Below are 18,457 nucleotides of genomic sequence, written 5' to 3'. Positions count from 1 at the left end.
CCCGGCGGCGCCCTAGCGGATGGGGCGGGTCACCGGTCCGCACCAGCCGGGCAGGTAGTCGGCGTCCTTGGATTTCGCCAGCGCCATCGCCCGCTCCAGGGCGGAGGAGAAGTCGCCCTCGATCCGCTTCTCCTTGATGTTCCGCCGCAGGAAGTCGGCCCACAGGAACTCGCTGAACGGGGTGGTATCCTTCGCGAAGCCGCCGGCCCGGCGCAGCTCGCCGGCGAGGCTGCGGTAGGGATCGTCCGCCAGGGCATCGACCGATTTCGGGATGTCCTTAAAGTGCTGGCGCACGCCCTCGGCATCGTAGGGATGCGCCCAGGATTTGTGGTCGCACACCGTCCAGAAGGCGTCCTTGTCGAGGTAGTGCAGGTCGGCCACCACGGTGACGAGCACGCTCTCGACCCCCTCCTCGTGCAGGGCGCGGGAGAGGTGGTGATGATCGATGATGTAGTGGCGCTTCTTTGGCCCGAGCAGCGTCGGAATCATATGGGCGCCGAGGAACTCCTCTTTCTTCTCGCCGTCGTATTCCCGCCAGCGCCGCCGCTTCTCCGCCACTTCACGGTAGCCCACCGTCATCTGCGTCGGGCGCAGCTCGGCGATCGGGATTGTTCTGAGCAGCGGCTCTCGGGTGGCCATGGGATCTCCTGACTGCGGGATTTTGTCACGCGCACGTCACAAGCTATTCGGGACCGGCAGATCGGACAGGGCGCGACGCGCTCACGTTTCCGGCATCGCGCGCACGGCTTCGAGGACGAAGACCCGGATCGCCGAAGACAGGTTCTGCCCGTCGCGCCCGGCATCGATCGCGCCGATGAGGGCCTGGACGGACTGGCCCCGCGCCTCCGCGATCTCCCGCAGCGCCGCCCAGAACGGATCCTCCAGGGACACGCTGGTGCGGTGGCCAGCGATCATCACGGAATGCTTGGTGAGGCCGGCGCTCACGGGAGGCGGATCATGCGTTCGGGTCGGAATCCGGCTCGTGCCGCGCGAGGCGATGGCCCTCGTGGCGCTCGGTCTCGAGGGCCTTGCGCCGCTGCTGGAGGGTCTTGGCCTTCTTCGGCTGGCCGAAGGCGATCCGGTTGGCCTCGGCCTTCGTGTCGGCCTCGGCACGGGCCTTCGCCTTGCGGATCTGGCGCAGATTGATGATCTCGGCCACGGATCGCCTCCCGTAACCGGCGCGGGAGGCTCCGCGCCGGGACGTCACACAACAATCAGTCGGCGCTGGGCGCCAGCATCGTCTCCGGCCGGACCACGCGCTCGAACTCCGCCTCGGTGACGTAGCCGAGGCGCAGGGCCTCCTGCTTGAGGGTGGTGCCGTTCTTGTGCGCGGTCTTGGCGATCTCGGCGGCCTTGTCGTAGCCGATCGAGGGGGCGAGCGCGGTCACCAGCATGAGCGAGCGGCTCATCAGGTCGGCGATCTTGTCCTCGTTGGCCTTGATGCCGACGACGCAATTGTCGGTGAAGCTCACCGCCGCGTCGGCGAGCAGCCGCACCGATTGCAGCACCGCGTTGGCGATCACCGGCTTGAAGACGTTGAGTTCGAAATTGCCCTGGCTGCCGGCGAAGCTCACCGTCGTGCCGTTGCCGATCACCTGGGCGCAGACCATGGTCAGCGCCTCGCACTGGGTCGGGTTGACCTTGCCGGGCATGATCGAGGAGCCGGGCTCGTTCTCAGGGAGCGACAATTCGCCGAGGCCGGAGCGCGGGCCCGAGCCGAGGAAGCGGATGTCCTGGGCGATCTTGAACAGGCCGGCGGCGAGGGCCGCGAGCGCGCCCTGCGTGAACACCAGCGCGTCGTGGGTGGCCAGCGCCTCGAACTTGTTCTCGGCGGAGGTGAAGGGCAGCCCGGTCAGCTCCGCGACCTTGGCGGCGAAGCGGTCGGCGAATTCCGGATGGGCGTTGAGCCCGGTGCCGACCGCGGTGCCGCCCTGGGCGAGCGCCAGGACCCCCGGCAGGGTCGCGGCGACCCGCGAGCCGCCGAGCGCCACCTGGGCGGCGTAGCCGGAGAATTCCTGGCCCAGCGAGACCGGTGTCGCGTCCTGCAGGTGGGTGCGGCCGATCTTGACGATCGACGCGAACGCCTTGGCCTTGGCGTCCAGCGCGCCGTGCAGGTGGGAGAGCGCCGGCAGCAGGCGCCCCTGGATCTCCCGCGCCACCGCGATGTGCATGGCGGTGGGGAAGGTGTCGTTCGAGGACTGTCCGCGGTTGCAATGGTCGTTCGGGTGGACCGGCGACTTGCCGCCGCGCTGGCCGCCCAGCCGCTCGTTGGCGAGGCTCGCGATCACCTCGTTGGCGTTCATGTTCGACTGGGTGCCCGAGCCGGTCTGGTAGATGACCAGGGGGAACTCGTCGTCGTGGCGGCCCTCCACTACCTCGGCGGCCGAGGCCGCGATGGCGTCGGCGAGCGTCGCGTCGAGGGCGCCGAGATCCTTGTTCACCAGGGCGGCAGCCTGCTTCACCACCCCGAGGGCGTGGACGAGGGGCGCCGGCATCCGGTCGGTGCCGATCTTGAAGTTCTGGATCGAGCGCTGCGTCTGCGCGCCCCAGTAGCGATGCGCCGGAACCTCGATCGGCCCGAAGGTGTCGGACTCGGTGCGGGTGGCGGTCTCGGTGGGCGACATCGTGGCCTCTACGTCTGGTGCCGTGCGGTGCCTACTTAAATGAGGCGCGGGTGAATCGCGATGCCGGTTTTCCCGGCACCCCGACAAGAGCGAAGCTCTGTTCCCGCCGGACAAGGAGCCGATGAGCGCGACGATCGATCTGTCCGAACCCGCCGCCCGGTTCCGCCCCGTCGTGCCGCCGCCGCTGAAGGCGCCGCTCGGCCTGTTCGACTTCCTGCGGGCGGCCCGGAAGAATCCGATCACCACCTGGATGGACGCGCATTTCAAGCTGCCGGTGGTGGCGGCCGAGGGCGCGATGGGCCGGATCACCCTGGTGAGCGACCCGGCGCTGATCCGCTACCTGCTCATCGAGAACGCCGACGGCTACCGCAAGGACGACCTGCAGCGGCGTGTCCTCGCCCCGGGGCTCGGCAACGGTCTGCTCAGCGCCGAGGGCGACGAGTGGCGCCTCCAGCGCCGGACGCTGGCGCCGATCTTCAACGCCCGCACGGTCCAGGGCTTTTCGGAGGCGATGAACGCCGCCGGCGCCCGTCTCGGCCGCCGCCTCGTCCGCCGCGACGGCAAGCAGGTCGATGTGGCCCTTGAGATGACCCGCGTCACGCTCGACGTGCTGGAGCGGACGATCTTCACGCAAGGCCTGCCGAGCGATCCCGATGCCCTCGGCCGTGCGATCACGCGCTTCCTGGAAGCGGTCGGGCCGATCGACCCCCTCGACGTGTTCGGCGTGCCCGATTTCGTGCCGCGGATCGGCCGCCTGCGGGCCCGTCCGGCGGGCCGCTTCTTCGCCGAGGTGGTCGATGAGCTCATCGCCCGCCGCAAGGCGCTGATGGCGCGGGGGGAGGCGCCCCGGGACCTGCTGACCCTGCTGCTCGAAGCGCAGGATCCCGAGACCGGCAACGGGCTCTCGGATCTCGCCGTGAAGGCCAACATCGTCACCTTCATCGCCGCCGGGCACGAGACCACGGCCAATTCCCTGACCTGGACGCTCTACTGCCTGTCGCAGGATCCGGCCGCCCAGGCGCGGATCGAGGCCGAGGTCGATGCCGCCGGGCCGGGGGATTTTTCCGCGGAGCGTCTGCCGTTCACCCGGGCGGCGATCGAGGAGGCGATGCGCCTGTTCCCGCCGGTGCCGTTCCTCAGCCGTCAGGCGATCCGGGACGACCGGCTCGGCCGGATCAAGGTGCCGCGGGGCTCGCTGGTCATGGTGGCGCCCTGGGTGCTCCACCGCCATCATCTGCTGTGGGAGGATCCGGAGGCCTTCGTGCCGGAGCGGTTCCTGCCCGAGAACCGCGACACGATTCCGCGCTTCGCCTATCTGCCGTTCGGGGCGGGGCCGCGGATCTGCATCGGCCAGAGCTTCTCGATTCAGGAGGCCGTGATCGTGCTGGCGCATGTGGTGCGGGCGGTGCGCTTCCGGCTGCCGGCGGATCATCCGCCGGTGACGCCGCTCCACCGGGTGACGCTGCGGCCGGAGCACGGCTTGCGCATGGACGCGGTGGCGCGGGGCTAGGCCGGGCCCGGTCACCGTGCCGCGGTGCAGGCCGGCGCCCTTCAGCAGGACGGCCGGAGGGGACGGGCGACCGAATCTGATCGACGGTCTCGAGGGTCGCGGATCGCTTGGCGATCGGGCGCGGGCTCCCCGCAGCCGCCGACAGCATCGACGGCGCGACCGTGTCGTCCCCCGTACGACGCCCGGCCGTCGATCCGGCCCGGGAGACGCTCAGCTCTTCTTGCGGAAGGCGTCCAGGCTCACGACCTCGGCGCTGCCCTCCTCGCCCTCCTTCTTGGCGGCGGGGCGGGGGGCCTTGTCGTCGGACTTGCCGGCGGCTTTCTCGCCCTGAGCGGCGGGAGCGGGCAGCCCCTTCGGCGCGCCGGAGCCGATCGTGGCGAGACCGGCGCTCTTGGGCCGCACCTCGCCGGGTTCCGAGCCGGCCCCGCGCGGGCCGGGCTTGGCCGCCGGGGCGGCGTTCGCCTCCTCGGGGGTCTCGCCGGCTTCGCTGAGATCGAACTTCAGGCCGAACTGCACGGAGGGATCGAAGAAGCCCGACAGGGCGTCGAACGGCACCAGCAGCCGCTCCGGCACCCCCGAGAAGGACAGGCCGACTTCGAAGGCGTGCTCGGTGACGTTGAGGTCCCAGAACTGGTGCTGCAGGACGATCGTCATGTCCTGCGGGTACTTCTCCCGCAGGGCCTGCGAGATCCGCACGCCGGGCGCTTCCGTCCGGAACGAGACGTAGAAGTGATGCTCGCCCATCAGGCCCTCGCGGGCCGCGTCGGTCAGCACCTTGCGGACCACGCCGCGCAGGGCGTCCTGTACCAGTAGATCGTAGCGGATGAGGTCGTCTGCCATCTGCGGTTGCGCTCTCGCCCGGTCTGCCCGGCGCCCCGCCGCGGATGGCTGGACCGAGGATTGGAAGTGGAGGCTTCTGTTGCCAGGTGCCTCCGAACCCCGCCTATGCGGTGCTACCCGCTAGGACTTTAGGTCGGTATTGGGGACCGCTTACGCGGCCACCGCCACCGGAGCAAAGTTGTCGTTGGCAACTATTGCAAAGGCCCGATAACGGCGGAACCATGCCGAGCGAAAGTCCAACCTTTACGCCCTCGTCGATCCTATTTCGCCCCCGCCAAAGCCCAGGCTAAGATCACGCGCCTTGCGGCAGCATGTCCTGGGCTCGGGTGGAGGCGCCGGGTACCGCCCCCGGGTCCGATAGGTTTATTGCGAAGAACGTTTATCGCCATAGCCGGCCTCGCGACCGGCTCCCAAGATATAGAGGGGATCGGTCCGGTTTTGAAGCCCGATCGTGTCGCGCCGCCGTCTCATTTGGAGCCTCCGGGTGAGGCTGTTGCCGGAAGCGCGCAGTCGTCTTCCGGCGCGGTGGCCGACGCCCCTCGTCCCGGCATCTGGTCGGCGGCCTGGCATCTCGGCGGGCTGGTCGCGCTCGTCGTCTTCTATCTCGGCGCCGCGAGCCTGCTCGCGCTGGCGGTCGTGCGCGTCGGGTTCGATCTGTGGAGCGGGATCGATCCGTTCCTGCCGCCGGAGCGGCGCCCGTTCCTCGGTGCGGTGGAGCTGACCCACCGTGCCTTCGCCACGGACGTCCTGCGTCAGGTGTTCCTCGCCGTTCTGGTGGTGGGTGCGGCCTGGTGGCGCGACCGGACCGGCTGGCGCCGCCGCCTCGCCCTCGACCGCGAGCGCCCGAACGGGATGCGGCCCGTCGCCCTGCTGGGGCTCCTCCTCGTCTGGCCGGTTCTGCACATCGCCTGGGTCACCGGCACCGCGGAACTGTTCGGTGCCAGCTTCGGCCAGCACGTGCGGCTGTCCCCGTTCATGAGCCAGGCCGCGGTGGCGGCGTGGCTCGCCTATCTGGCGATCCTGGCGCCCGTGGCCGAGGAGCTGCTGCTGCGCGGCGAGGCCTTCGCCCGTGCCCGGGCGGTGCTGGGGCCGGCGGGGGCGATCCTGGTCACGGCGGTCATCTTCGCCGCCGCCCACATCTCCTCCTGGGGGCTCGCCCGGCCGGTCTCCCTGCTGCCGCTCGCCCTGGCGCTCGGCTGGCTGCGCTGGCGGACCGGCCGGCTCTGGCCCGGGATCGCCCTGCACGGCTGGTCGAACCTCGCCCTCGTAACCTACCTGCTCTGGCCGGCCTGACCGCCAGCTGGTGACGGCGGTGGACAGATGTCGGCGGCGCGCTTGCCCGCCGTCGCGTCGGCGCGCAGGAATGACCGATGGACGCTTATCAGGACCTGCTCCGGCGCATCCTCGACGAGGGCGTGGCCAAGGACGACCGCACCGGCACCGGCACGCTCTCGGTGTTCGGCCACCAGATGCGCTTCGACCTGTCGGCCGGCTTCCCGCTGGTCACCACGAAGCGGCTGCACCTCCGCTCGATCATCCACGAGCTGCTCTGGTTCCTGACGGGCGATACCAACGTGGCCGCGCTCCAAGCCAACGGCGTGACGATCTGGGACGAGTGGGCCGACGCGCACGGCGATCTCGGGCCGGTCTACGGCAAGCAGTGGCGCTCCTGGGAGAAGCCCGGCGGCGGCACCGTCGACCAGATCGCCTGGGTGCTCGACGAGATCCGGCGCAACCCCGATTCCCGCCGCCTGATCGTCTCGGCCTGGAACCCGGCCGACCTCGACCGGATGGCGCTCGCCCCCTGCCACTGCCTGTTCCAGTTCTACGTGAGCGAGGGGCGGCTCTCCTGCCAGCTCTACCAGCGCTCGGCGGACGCCTTCCTCGGCGTGCCCTTCAACATCGCGAGCTACGCCCTGCTGACCCACATGATCGCCCAGGTGACCGGCCTCGGGGTCGGCGACTTCGTCCACACCTTCGGCGACGCGCATCTCTACCGGAATCACCTGGAGCAGACCCGGACCCTGCTGGGCCGGACCCCGCGCCCGCTGCCGCAGCTGCGGCTCAACCCGGAGGTCCGCGACCTCTTCGCCTTCCGGTACGAGGACATCGCCATTGCGGGCTACGAGCCGCACCCGGCCATCGCGGCCCCGGTGGCGGTATGAGCCCGATCGTCTCCCTGGTCGCCGCGGTCGCCCGCAACGGCGTGATCGGCCGCGACAACGGCCTCGCCTGGCATCTCTCCAGCGACCTGAAGCGCTTCAAGGCCCTGACCATGGGCAAGCCGATGCTGATGGGCCGGCGGACCTGGGATTCGATCGGCAGGCCCCTGCCGGGGCGTCGCACCCTGGTGCTCACCCGGGATGCCGGCTTCCGCGCCGAGGGGGTCGAGACCGTCCATGACTGGCCCTCCGCGCTGGCGGCCGCCGCCGGGGCGGAGCTGATGGTGGTGGGCGGGGCCGAGATCTATGCGCTCGCGCTCCCGCAGGCCGACCGGCTCCATCTCACCGAGGTCGAGGCCGAGCCCGAGGGCGACGTGCGCTTCCCGGCCTTCGACCGCGGTCGCTTCCGGGAGACGTTCCGCGAGGCGCATCCGGCGGGACCCCGGGACGAGCACGCCTTCGCGTTCGTCGATTGGGAGCGCGTCCGCTGAGGCGCGCCGCCGCAATTGCGTTCCATGCCGCGCATGCCCACCTGCCAGCCTTGACAGCACGGGGCGCGCGCCCGCAGGTGCCTGTCGGGTGCGCGTGCTCACGCCGGGCCTGCGCATCCTGCGGGAAGATGCGTGCGTGCAGGCTCTTAAGGCTTGAGGCCGGATGCGGTCGCCTCGCGATCGATCCGGATGGCCGGGACTAGGCGGGCGAGCGTGGCCGTTCAGGCAGGGGGCGCCGGCCGGGGTATGGGCCGGGCGCGGACAGGCAGGAGACGACGTCTAGGATGCCTTGGAGCAATCAGAGCGGCGGCGGGGGCCCGTGGGGCCGGCCCGGCGGCAACGGCGGCGGTCCCTGGGGTGGTGGCGGCGGCGGCGGCAAGACGCCGCCGAATCTTGAGGACCTGCTCCGGCGCGGGCAGGACCGCCTGCGCGGTCTGATCCCGGGCGGCGGTGGCGGCTCGGGCGGCTACGGGGGCGGCGGCGCGCAGGGCGTCGGCGGCGGCCGCAGCGCGGCGGTGATCGCCGTGCTCGCCGTCGCGATCTGGCTCGCCACCGGCTTCTACACCGTCTACCCCCGTCAGGTCGGCATCGAGACGATCTTCGGCCGCTATGTCGGCACCAAGGGCGAGGGCCTGCGCTACAACTTCCCCTATCCGATCGGCGGGGTGGTGAAGCCGGATGTCGGCTCCCAGAACTCGATCCAGATCGGTTTCCGCGCCGGTCCGAACGGCCAGGGCCGCACCCGCGACGTGCCGGACGAGAGCCTGATGCTCACCGGCGACGAGAACATCGTCGATCTCGATTTCGAGGTGCAGTGGCGGGTCAACCCGCTGAAGGCCTCCGACTTCGTGTTCAACCTCCAGAACCCGGAGGGCACCATCAAGGCGATCTCCGAGAGCGCGATGCGCGAGGTGATCGGCCGCCGCAACATCCAGGCGATCCTCACCAACGAGCAGTCGAGCATCGCCCAGGAGGTGAAGGAGATGGTCCAGAAGGCGCTCGACGAGTACGGCGCCGGCGTGCGCATCGAGGTGGTGCAGCTCGTCTCGGTCAATCCGCCGCCGGAGGTGCGCCCCGCCTTCATCGACGTGAACGCGGCCCAGCAGGACGCCGACACGGCGCAGAACGAGGCCAAGACCTACGCGAGCCGCGAAGTGCCGCAGGCCCGCGGCAAGGCGTCCCAGATCGTCCAGCAGGCCGAGGCCTACCGGACCAAGGCGACCGCCGACGCCACCGGCCAGGCGGCCCGCTTCAGCGAGGTCTACGCCTCCTACAAGGCCGCCCCGGCGATCAGCCGCGAGCGGATCTTCCTGGAGACGATGGAAAAGGTACTGGGGTCCGTGAACAAGGTGATCATCGACCAGAACGGGACGCAGCCCGGGGCGGCGACCGCCGCCGGCGTGCTGCCGGTGCTGCCGCTCTCCGAGTTCGGCGCCCGCGCCCAGACCCAGACGGGAGCCGCCCGATGAAGCAGGCTCTCCGCACCGGCCTGATCGCGATCGCGGCGATCGTCGCGATCGGCCTCTACGCGTCGATCTTCACCGTCGGCCAGATGCAGCAGGCCCTGGTCCTGCAGTTCGGCCGCGTCCGCGCCGTCCTCAACGCCACCGGCGAGGAGAAGCCCGGCCTGTACTTCAAGATCCCGTTCATGGAGAACGTGGTCCTGTTCGACAAGCGCGTGCTCGACCTCGACCTGCCGGTGCAGACGGTGCTCACCGCCGACCGGCAGAACCTGGAGGTGGACGCCTTCGCCCGCTACCGGATCCTCGACCCGCTCCGCTTCTACCAGGCGGTGGGCAATATCGGGCTCGCCAACCAGCGGCTCGCGAGCTTCACCAATTCCGGCCTGCGCAACGTGCTCGCCCGCTCGACCCGCGACGCCATCGTGAAGACCGACCGCGGCCAGCTGATGCACCAGATCCAGGAGGACGTGAACCGGCAGGCCAAGGCACTGGGCATCGAGATCGTCGACCTGCGCATGACCCGCGTCGATCTGCCCGCGCAGAATTCGGCCGCCGTCTACCGCCGGATGAAGACCGAGCGCGAGCGCGAGGCCGCCGACATCCGCGCCAACGGCGACCAGATCGCCGCCACGATCCGCGCCAAGGCCGACCGCGAGGTCACGGTGATCCTCGCCGACGCGACGCAGACCTCCGAGCAGCTGCGCGGACAGGGTGACGCGGACAAGAACCGCATCCTCGCCGAGGCGTTCGGCAAGGATGCGGACTTCTTCAGCTTCTACCGCTCGATGCAGGCCTACGAGAGCGGGCTGAAGGGATCCGACACCCGTCTGGTGATCAGCCCGACTTCGGACTTCTTCCGGTACTTCAGCGACCCGCAGGGCCGGCCCCCGGCCCCGGCGGCCCGCGGGCCGCGCGGACCGGCCGATCCGAGCGCCGCCACCGGGTCCACCACCGGGTCCGCGGCCGGGACGGCACGCTGATCGGGATGCGAGTTGGCGCCCCGGCGTCCGGAGACTACCTTGCAGGAAAACCCGCGGGCCCCCGATCGTCGGTCGAGGCCCGCGGCGCCGGAAACGCGTTCTTGAAGAGGTCGACCATGCACCCCGTCGCGAGCGCCCCCGTGGCGCCCTTCGGCCGCGCCACCGCGCAGCCCCGTTCCCGCGCCCGCGCGCTGATGGCCTCGATCCTGATCGGCGCCTCCGTAGCCGCGGCCGCCCTGCCGGTTCCCGCCCTCGCCAAGGGGCCGGCCTCGCTCGCGGATCTCGCCGAGCAGGTCACCGACGCGGTGGTCAACATCTCCGCCTCCACCACCGTGGAGGCCCGCGGCGGCCGCGCCATGCCGCAGGTCCCCCCGGGCACCCCGTTCGAGGACCTGTTCGAGGAGTTCTTCAACCGGCGCGGCGGCCGAGGCGGCGGCGGCGGTGGTGACGGCGAGGCGCCGCGCGCGCAGCGCAAGTCCAATTCCCTGGGCTCCGGCTTCATCATCGACGCCGCCGGCCTCGTGGTGACGAACAACCACGTCATTGGCGACGCCAACGACATCCAGGTCATCCTGCACGACGGCACCAAGCTCAAGGCCGAGATCGTCGGCAAGGATTCGAAGATCGATCTCGCGGTCCTGCGGGTGAAGCCCCCGGCCGATCACCCGCTGAAGGCGGTGCCGTTCGGCGATTCGGACAAGATGCGCCCGGGCGACTGGGTCATCGCCATCGGCAATCCGTTCGGGCTCGGCGGCTCGGTCTCGGCCGGCATCGTCTCGGCCCGGGGCCGTAACATCGAGTCCGGACCCTACGACAACTACATTCAGACCGACGCGGCCATCAACAAGGGCAATTCCGGCGGTCCGCTGTTCAACATGGACGGCGAGGTGATCGGCATCAACACGGCGATCCTGTCGCCGACCGGCGGCTCGGTGGGCATCGGCTTCGCGGTCCCGTCGGGTACGGCCAAGCCCGTGATCGATCAGCTCCGCGATTTCGGCGAGGTCCGCCGCGGCTGGCTCGGCGTCCGCATCCAGAACGTCGACGACACCACCGCCGAGGCGCTCAACCTCAAGGGCGGGGCGCGGGGCGCCCTGGTGGCCGGCGTCGACGAGAAGGGTCCGGCCAAGACCGCCGGGATCGAGGTCGGCGACGTGATCCTGAAGTTCAACGGTGCGCCGGTGAAGGCCTCCGGCGACCTGCCGCGGATCGTGGCCTCGACCCCCGTGGGTCAGAAGGTCGACGTGGTCGTGGTCCGCAAGGGCGAGGAGGTGACGAAGCCCGTCACCCTCGGCCGCCTGGAGGACAGCGACAAGCCGCAGCTCGCCAACCTGCGCCAGCCGGAGCCCGAGAGCGCCACCCGGCAGGCGCTGGGCCTCAACCTCTCCGGCATGACCGACGAGCTGCGCAAGAAGTTCTCCATCAAGGACACCGTGAAGGGCGTGGTCGTCACCCGGGTCGACCCGAACTCGACGGCGGCCGACAAGCGGATCCAGCCCGGCGAGGTGATCGTCGAGGTCGGCCAGGAGGCGGTGAGCACCCCGGCGGAGGTGACCAAGCGGATCGACGCCCTGAAGAAGGATGGGCGCAAGTCGGTGCTGCTGCTGGTGGCGAGCGCCACAGGCGACGTCCGTTTCGTGGCCGTCGGGCTGGACTGAGCGCTGTCCCACGCGAGATCGAAGGCCGTCGCTTCGCGAGGAGCGGCGGCCTTCCTGCGTTCAGGACACCCGTGGTGCCGCGGCGCGGCACGCCGGTGCCGCGAGGCGCAGCGGTTCGCGAACCAACCGGAGATCGAGAAGCTCCGCGTATCGACACGCTCTGACATCGCGGCCGCGATGGGCGCCGTCGCCTGCGCGAAGGTCGAGCCGGTGCGCCGGCGGGTCGGTGCGATCGGCGTTCAGGCCCCGGCCGTTCCGGGCGCGGTCCGCGCCCCGACCCGCACCCTTCAGTGAGGGCTCACCCCACGAACTCCGCCGCCGCATAGCCCTGCAGGTACAGGAGCGCGGTGAGGTCGCCGTGCTCGACCCGGACCCGCGCCGCGGCGGCGACCGCGGGCTTCGCGCGGAACGCCACGCCGAGGCCGGCCTCGGTCAGCATGTCGAGATCGTTGGCCCCGTCGCCCACCGCCAGCGTCTCCGCAGGGCCGAGGGACAGCGCCTCACGGAGTTCGATCAGCGCCGCGCGCTTCTCGGCCTTCCCGACGATCGGATCCTCCACGAAGCCGGTGAGCCGTCCGTCCGCCACGCCCAACAGGTTGGACCGGTGCTCATCGAAGCCGATCATCGCCGCGATCGGGCCGGTGAACAGGGTGAAGCCGCCCGAGACGAGACAGGTGTGGGCGCCGTGCGCCCGCATCGTCCGCACCAGGGTGCGGCCGCCCGGGGTCAGGGTCAGGTGCTCGGCGATCAGCCCGTCGACCGCACCGACCGGGATGTCCTTCAGGAGCGCCACGCGCTCGCGCAGCGCCGGCTCGAAGGCGATCTCCCCGCGCATCGCCCGCTCGGTGATCGTCGCGACATGATCCTTGAGGCCGAGCGTTCCGGCGAGCTCGTCGATGCATTCCTGCTCGATCATGGTGGAATCCATGTCGGCCAGGAACAGGCGCTTGCGCCGGTGCGCGTCGGCGGGGAGCACGGCGAGGTCGATGGGTTCACCGGCGAGGGCCGTCCGCAGCGCGTCGGTGAGGGACGCCGCGGCGGCGGGCTCGCCCGAAACGAGCAGCTCGGCCGCCACCGCGCCGTGCAGGATCCGGGGCTGGTGCTCCGTCCGCAGCACCGCGCGGGCCTCGGCCAGCACCGCATCGGTGATGGACGGCCGATCCGGGTTTGCTATCAGGACCGCGACCAGCATCGTGGAGTTTCACCTTGCCGCCAGACCGGGAGGAAGCCGGGGGGCGCCCGGCGGCGATCCTCATCGCAGGGCCCACCGCGTCGGGCAAGTCGGCGCTGGCCGCCCGGCTGGCGGAGCGTCACGGCGGCGTGGTGATCAACACCGATTCCATGCAGGTCTACGGCGACCTGCGGCGCCTCACCGCCCGGCCCGACCCGGACGAGGAGGCACGGGTGCCCCACCGGCTCTACGGGCATGTCGACGGCGCCGTGAACTATTCCGTGGGGCATTTTTCACGGGATGTGGCGGCGCTGCTGACGACGCTCGACGGGCAAAGGCCGGTCTTCGTCGGCGGCACGGGCCTGTACTTCCGGGCGCTGGAGCAGGGGTTTTCGGAGCTGCCGCCGGTGCCCGAGGCCGTGCGCGCGCAGGTGCGGGCGGAGGCCGAGGGCCGTCCCACCGAGGCGCTGCACGCCGACCTCGCCCGCCACGATCCCGAGGGCGCCGCCCGCCTGCGCCCGAGCGACCGGATGCGGGTGATGCGGGCCCTGGAGATTTTTCTCGCCACCGGCCGGCCGATCGCGAGCTTCTACGGCGATCCGATACCCGGGCCGCTCGCCGGGTGGGCCCTCGAAAAAATCTTCCTGGCCCCCGACCGCGCCGTGTTGCGCGCCCGCATCGACGCCCGCTTCCGGACCATGATCGCCGAAGGGGCGCTGGACGAGGTCGCCCGCCTGCACAGGCGAAACCTCGACCCGCTGCTGCCGGTGATGCGCGCCCACGGCGTGCCGGGCCTGATCGCGTATCTCGAGGGGGCGATCGGACTCGAGGAGGCGATCGTCCGGGGACAGGCGGATACCCGGGCCTACGCCAAGCGCCAGTTCACGTGGTTCCGCCACCAGATGGGGGAGGACTGGCGCTGGATGGATCCGGAGGAGGCCGCGGCGGCGCTGTGAGGCTTCCCGCGGGCTCCCTCCCCGTGCGGGTGAGGGAGCCCGGCTTCCGGAGAAGGCAGGGCCTGCACGCGGAGCAGAATCCTGTTCTGTGCGGATGCTGTCCTCGCCCGACACCCCCTCTCCCGCGACGGGGCGAGGGAGGGGGTACACGGGGCCGTTTCCGACCCCTCCGGACCGCGAGGGGAGCTGCCGCCCTCAGCGCTCCAGCCGGGCCACGAGGCTCGACGTGTCCCAGCGGTTGCCGCCCATGGCCTGAACCTCGGCGTAGAACTGGTCCACCAGCGCCGAGACCGGCAGCTTGGCGCCGTTGCGGCGGGCCTCGTCCAGCAGGATGCCGAGATCCTTGCGCATCCAGTCGACCGCGAAGCCGAAGTCGAACTTGCCCGCGTTCATGGTCTTGCCGCGGTTCTCCATCTGCCAGGAGCCGGCGGCGCCCTTGGAGATCACGTCGAGCACCGCTTCCACGTCGAGGCCGGCGCGCTTGGCGAAGTGGACGCCCTCGGAGAGGCCCTGGACGAGGCCGGCGATGCAGATCTGGTTGACCATCTTGGTGAGCTGGCCGGCGCCCGCCGGGCCCATCAGCCGGCAGGCCCGGGCGAAGGACCCGATCGCGCCCTCGACCTTGGCGTAGGTCGCCGCGTCGCCGCCGCACATCACGGTCAGCACGCCGTTCTCGGCGCCGGCCTGGCCGCCGGAGACCGGCGCGTCGATGAAGCCGAGCCCCTTGGCCTCCGCGGCCGCGGCCAGTTCCCGGGCCACCTCGGCGGAGGCGGTGGTGTGGTCCACGAAGACCGCGCCCGGCGTCATGCCGGCGAGCGCCCCGTCGTCGCCCAGCACGACGCTGCGCAGGTCGTCGTCGTTGCCCACGCAGGCGAAGACGATCTCGGCGCCCTCGGCGGCCTGTCGGGGCGTGGGGGCGAAGGCACCGCCATAGGTCTTCACCCAGGCTTCCGCCTTCGGCGTGGTGCGGTTGTAGACGGTGACGTCGTGGCCACCCTTCTTGGCGAGGTGGCCGGCCATCGGCCCGCCCATCACGCCGAGACCCAGGAATGCGACCTTCGCCATGGTTGTCCGCTCCTCGCAGGCCCGGACCGCGCCGGCGCCCTTCCTTCTCCGACGGCGGGCGGCGACGGAGCTCGGCAGCCTGGCCGTGAAGGGGGTCGGGGCCGTGCCGGAGACCCGATGTGACACATTGGGCGTCGTGCCGCCGCCGACGCTGCATCACAGCTCGGATCGCTTGCGTCAACGGCGGACGAATAGGATAACCCGCCCGTGTAGCCCGGGACCACGAAGTCCCAGCCGGAGCCCCCGCGCGTGGCCCCGTGCGCGAGGCGGTCGGTCAGGGAGTGGGACATGGGTACGGCGCTCGGCAGGCATGGGCCATGGGCCCTCGTGGGCGCCCTCGGCGCCACGGCGCTGGCGATCGTGGCGAGCCAGCGGGGCGAGACCATCAACGCCCTCTGGGTCGTGGTCGCGGCGGTCTGCGTCTACCTGATCGCCTACCGCTACTATTCCCAGTTCATCGCCGACAAGGTGATGCGCCTCGACCCGAAGCGCATGACGCCGGCCGTGCGGCACAATGACGGTCTCGATTACGTCCCCACCAACCGCGGCGTCCTGTTCGGCCACCACTTCGCGGCGATCGCGGGCGCGGGCCCGCTGGTCGGCCCGGTGCTCGCCGCCCAGATGGGCTACCTGCCCGGCATGCTCTGGATCCTGGCCGGCGTGGTCCTCGCCGGCGCCGTGCAGGACTTCATGGTCCTGTTCGTGTCGATGCGCCGGGACGGCCGGTCGCTCGGCGAGCTGATCCGGGCCGAGCTCGGGACGATTCCCGGCATCATCGCGCTGTTCGGCACCTTCCTGATCATGGTGATCCTGCTGGCCGTGCTGGCCCTCATCGTGGTCAAGGCGCTCGCCGAGAGCCCCTGGGGCACCTTCACGGTGATGTCGACGATCCCGATCGCCATGCTGATGGGCGTCTATTCCCGCTATATCCGGCCCGGCAAGATCGGCGAGGTCTCGATCCTGGGCTTCGTCCTGCTGATGCTGGCGATCGTGGCCGGCGGCTCGGTGGCGGCGAGCCCGGTCTGGGGACCGGCCTTCACCTTCACGGGCCCGCAGCTCTGCTGGATGCTGATCGGCTACGGCTTCGTCGCCTCAATCCTGCCGGTCTGGCTGCTCCTCGCCCCGCGCGACTACCTGTCGACCTTCCTCAAGATCGGCACCATCGTGGGCCTCGCCCTCGGCATCGCCGTCGTGGCGCCGCACATGCAGATGCCGGCGGTCACCAAGTTCGTCGACGGCACCGGTCCGGTCTGGGCGGGCAGCCTGTTCCCGTTCCTGTTCATCACCATCGCGTGCGGCGCGGTCTCGGGCTTCCACGCCCTGATCTCGTCGGGCACCACCCCGAAGCTGATCGCCAGCGAGGCCGATGCCCGCTTCATCGGCTACGGCGGCATGCTGATGGAGTCCTTCGTGGCGATCATGGCGCTGGTCTCGGCCTGCGTGATCGACCCCGGCGTCTACTTCACCATGAACTCGCCCGCCGCCCTGCTCGGCACCACGCCCGAGACCGCCGCCGCCGCGGTGACCAAGCTCGGCTTCGCCACCACCCCGGAGGTGATCACCCAGACCGCCGCCGATGTCGGCGAGCACACGATCATCTCCCGCGCCGGCGGCGCCCCGACGCTCGCGGTGGGCATGGCCCACATCATCTCGTCGGCCATCGGCGGCAAGGCGATGATGGCCTTCTGGTACCATTTCGCGATCCTGTTCGAGGCGCTGTTCATCCTCACGGCCGTGGACGCGGGCACCCGCGCCTGCCGGTTCATGGTGCAGGATCTGGTCGCGCTGGCGGTGCCGTCGTTCAAGAACACCACGTCGTGGGGGCCGAGCATCGCGGCCACCGCCATCTCGGTGGGGGCCTGGGGCTACTTCCTCTACCAGGGGGTGACCGACCCGCTCGGCGGCATCAACACCCTGTGGCCGCTCTTCGGCATCTCGAACCAGATGCTGGCCGCGGTGGCGCTGACGCTCTGCACGGTGGTGATCTTCAAGATGAAGCGCGAGCGCTACGCGTTCGTGACCATCATCCCGACCGCGTGGCTGTGCATCTGCACCCTCACGGCCGGCTGGCAGAAGATCTTCTCCGCCGATCCGAAGATCGGCTTCCTGGCGCACGCCCAGCGCTACGCGGCCGCCGCCGCGGAGGGCAAGATCCTGGCCCCGGCCAAGAACGCCGACCAGATGAGCCAGATCATCCTCAACGACCGGATCGACGCGGTGCTGGCGGCCCTGTTCATCGGCCTCGTCGTCGCCATCGCGGGCTTCGGCATCGCCGCCTGCCTGAAGGCGTGGCGCGCGGATCGCTGGACTGCCCTGGAGACCGAGCCCCACATGGTCCCGGCGGAGTAGGGGGGAGGGCCATGCGGCAGCCGTCGAACCTGCGGGATCGCCTCCGGACGCTGTCCAAATGCGTCTGCGACGGCGCCCGTCTGATGGTGGGGCAGGGGGACTACGCGGCCTATGCCGAGCATGTCCGCCGCACCCATCCGGACCAGGCGCCGATGACCGAGGTGGAGTTCTTCCGCAACCGGGAGAACGCCCGCTTCGGCGTCGGCAACACCGCGGGCTTCCGCTGCTGCTGAGCGCGGACCCGATGCGGCCCGGCCGGCGTTCTCCAGGCCGGAGGGCCGCCCCGCCCTCGCGAGACGCGGAGCACCGATGACCGACGAGAGCGTGCAGGCCCCGATCGAGCCCCGGGCCGTCAACATCGCCCATGCCTGGGAGCGGGCCTACTGGGCGCGCCGGTTCATGGTTCCGGTGGAGCAGGTCGAGGCCGCCGTGGCGGCGGTCGGCGACGATCCGGCCCGCGTGGCGGCCCATCTCGGGCGGGACTGGCCGGGCCACGAGCCCGCCACCTGAGCGCTCGTCCTCCACGATCCCGGGCTTAAGCTCGGCCGCATCTTGACTCGGCGGCCACAATATCCGCCATCTCAGGCCCGACGGGAGGTCGGCATGAGCATTTTCCAGGACGCCATCCTTCGGTTTGGCCGCACGATCATGTCGTATGCGGGCGACGCGGTCTTCCTGCAGGCTGCGGTTTCGTCCGCCGCCAACGTCATCGTGGCGGATGGGGACGTGGGCGAGGAGGAGATCGAGTCGGCCATCACCGGCATTCGCGCCAACCCGATCCTCGAGAAGTCGTACGACACGCTGCGCGTCGAGCAGGAGCTCTATGAGGCGATCGCCCGAGCCAAGACCCGGGCCGGGCGCATTGAGAACCTGCGCCACGTCGGCGCCATCGCGGAACGGCCGATCGAGCAGCGCCAGGACGTGTTCCTGATCGGCGCCGACGTGGCCGATATCGACGGGATCAGCGCGGTCGAGCACAAGGCGCTCGACGAGATCGCCGCCGCGCTGCAGGTCGACAAGTCCGCGCTGCTGCGGTGATCCAGAGGGCGCAGCGCCCGGCAGGCGCGGGGACGCTGCGCCGAGATGTCTCGCCAACCCGCCCCCTCATCCTGAAGGGCCGGAGCGCCGCGGAGGCCTCGAAGCAGACCGCCAGTCGGCGCCGCGATCCCTGGCGCCCGCCTTCGAGTC

19 protein-coding genes and 1 other RNA gene are annotated in these 18,457 nt (G+C 70.7%); 12 read left to right on the top strand and 8 right to left on the bottom strand.

Annotated features, from left to right (window positions below; all coding sequences use genetic code 11):
- Positions 1-12 precede the first annotated feature (12 nt).
- From A3862_RS09015 to fumC, 4 genes are all read right to left on the bottom strand, one after another.
- Positions 13-639, bottom strand: a complete 627-nt coding sequence (locus A3862_RS09015) for a ParB-like protein (RefSeq protein WP_043351110.1) — start codon at positions 637-639, stop codon at positions 13-15.
- 81 nt (positions 640-720) lie between these two features.
- A complete protein-coding gene (locus A3862_RS09010) occupies positions 721-945 on the bottom strand; it encodes a ribbon-helix-helix domain-containing protein (RefSeq protein WP_043351112.1) in 225 nt (74 codons plus the stop codon).
- A 10-nt stretch (positions 946-955) separates the two neighbouring features.
- The gene (locus A3862_RS09005; protein WP_043351113.1) at positions 956-1,159 is read right to left on the bottom strand and encodes a DUF4169 family protein; all 204 of its coding nucleotides are present in this window, start codon (positions 1,157-1,159) and stop codon (positions 956-958) included.
- Between the two features lie 55 nt (positions 1,160-1,214).
- Positions 1,215-2,624: a class II fumarate hydratase gene (fumC, locus tag A3862_RS09000; RefSeq protein WP_043351115.1), complete on the bottom strand. Its 1,410-nt coding sequence runs from the start codon at positions 2,622-2,624 to the stop codon at positions 1,215-1,217.
- A gap of 121 nt (positions 2,625-2,745) precedes the next feature.
- On the opposite strand from fumC, the gene A3862_RS08995 reads away from it, so the two are divergent.
- Entirely contained in the window at positions 2,746-4,134 is a 1,389-nt protein-coding gene (locus A3862_RS08995) for a cytochrome P450 (RefSeq protein WP_043759754.1), read from the top strand.
- A 210-nt stretch (positions 4,135-4,344) separates the two neighbouring features.
- Here the strand turns inward: A3862_RS08995 and A3862_RS08990 are convergent, their stop codons facing one another.
- The gene (locus A3862_RS08990; RefSeq protein ID WP_043759756.1) at positions 4,345-4,974 is read right to left on the bottom strand and encodes an SspB family protein; all 630 of its coding nucleotides are present in this window, start codon (positions 4,972-4,974) and stop codon (positions 4,345-4,347) included.
- 65 nt (positions 4,975-5,039) lie between these two features.
- Positions 5,040-5,421, bottom strand: a transfer-messenger RNA (tmRNA) gene (ssrA, locus tag A3862_RS08985).
- A 78-nt stretch (positions 5,422-5,499) separates the two neighbouring features.
- Here ssrA and A3862_RS08980 point away from each other — a divergent pair.
- The 6 genes from A3862_RS08980 (at position 5,500) to A3862_RS08955 (ending at position 11,728) form a co-directional block, all read left to right on the top strand.
- A complete protein-coding gene (locus tag A3862_RS08980) occupies positions 5,500-6,267 on the top strand; it encodes a CPBP family intramembrane glutamic endopeptidase (RefSeq protein ID WP_236952750.1) in 768 nt (255 codons plus the stop codon).
- A gap of 77 nt (positions 6,268-6,344) precedes the next feature.
- Positions 6,345-7,139, top strand: coding sequence for a thymidylate synthase (locus A3862_RS08975; RefSeq protein ID WP_043348249.1), 795 nt, complete (start codon positions 6,345-6,347; stop codon positions 7,137-7,139).
- Positions 7,136-7,627: a dihydrofolate reductase gene (locus A3862_RS08970; protein WP_043348252.1), complete on the top strand. Its 492-nt coding sequence runs from the start codon at positions 7,136-7,138 to the stop codon at positions 7,625-7,627. Before A3862_RS08975 ends, A3862_RS08970 begins: the two co-directional genes overlap by 4 nt.
- Positions 7,628-7,911: 284 nt before the next feature.
- The gene (gene hflK, locus A3862_RS08965; RefSeq protein WP_043348254.1) at positions 7,912-9,096 is read left to right on the top strand and encodes an FtsH protease activity modulator HflK; all 1,185 of its coding nucleotides are present in this window, start codon (positions 7,912-7,914) and stop codon (positions 9,094-9,096) included.
- Entirely contained in the window at positions 9,093-10,070 is a 978-nt protein-coding gene (gene hflC, locus A3862_RS08960; RefSeq protein ID WP_043379318.1) for a protease modulator HflC, read from the top strand. Before hflK ends, hflC begins: the two co-directional genes overlap by 4 nt.
- A 116-nt stretch (positions 10,071-10,186) precedes the next feature.
- Positions 10,187-11,728, top strand: a complete 1,542-nt coding sequence (locus tag A3862_RS08955; protein ID WP_043354872.1) for a DegQ family serine endoprotease — start codon at positions 10,187-10,189, stop codon at positions 11,726-11,728.
- 298 nt (positions 11,729-12,026) lie between these two features.
- Here the strand turns inward: A3862_RS08955 and serB are convergent, their stop codons facing one another.
- Positions 12,027-12,920 carry a phosphoserine phosphatase SerB gene (gene serB / locus A3862_RS08950; protein WP_043759760.1) on the bottom strand — a complete coding sequence of 298 codons (894 nt, stop codon included), beginning with the start codon at positions 12,918-12,920 and terminating at the stop codon, positions 12,027-12,029.
- A 14-nt stretch (positions 12,921-12,934) separates the two neighbouring features.
- Here serB and miaA point away from each other — a divergent pair, with 14 nt between their 5' ends.
- Positions 12,935-13,855: a tRNA (adenosine(37)-N6)-dimethylallyltransferase MiaA gene (miaA, locus tag A3862_RS08945; RefSeq protein ID WP_043354877.1), complete on the top strand. Its 921-nt coding sequence runs from the start codon at positions 12,935-12,937 to the stop codon at positions 13,853-13,855.
- Positions 13,856-14,050: 195 nt separating this feature from the next.
- Here the strand turns inward: miaA and A3862_RS08940 are convergent, their stop codons facing one another.
- Entirely contained in the window at positions 14,051-14,920 is an 870-nt protein-coding gene (locus A3862_RS08940; RefSeq protein ID WP_043354879.1) for an NAD(P)-dependent oxidoreductase, read from the bottom strand.
- A gap of 288 nt (positions 14,921-15,208) precedes the next feature.
- On the opposite strand from A3862_RS08940, the gene A3862_RS08935 reads away from it, so the two are divergent.
- The 4 genes from A3862_RS08935 to A3862_RS08920 all read left to right on the top strand — a co-directional run bounded on the left by A3862_RS08935 (position 15,209) and on the right by A3862_RS08920 (position 18,307).
- The gene (locus A3862_RS08935; protein WP_111473527.1) at positions 15,209-17,269 is read left to right on the top strand and encodes a carbon starvation CstA family protein; all 2,061 of its coding nucleotides are present in this window, start codon (positions 15,209-15,211) and stop codon (positions 17,267-17,269) included.
- Positions 17,270-17,280: 11 nt separating this feature from the next.
- Entirely contained in the window at positions 17,281-17,502 is a 222-nt protein-coding gene (locus tag A3862_RS08930; RefSeq protein WP_043354884.1) for a YbdD/YjiX family protein, read from the top strand.
- A gap of 76 nt (positions 17,503-17,578) precedes the next feature.
- Entirely contained in the window at positions 17,579-17,779 is a 201-nt protein-coding gene (locus A3862_RS08925; protein WP_043354886.1) for a DUF3606 domain-containing protein, read from the top strand.
- Between the two features lie 93 nt (positions 17,780-17,872).
- Entirely contained in the window at positions 17,873-18,307 is a 435-nt protein-coding gene (locus A3862_RS08920) for a tellurite resistance TerB family protein (protein ID WP_043354888.1), read from the top strand.
- The last annotated feature ends 150 nt before the right edge of the window (positions 18,308-18,457 follow it).

Origin of the sequence: Methylobacterium sp. XJLW, from assembly GCF_003254375.1 — a bacterium.
Classification (GTDB): domain Bacteria; phylum Pseudomonadota; class Alphaproteobacteria; order Rhizobiales; family Beijerinckiaceae; genus Methylobacterium; species Methylobacterium fujisawaense.
This window is presented reverse-complemented; position numbering and strand designations above follow the sequence as displayed.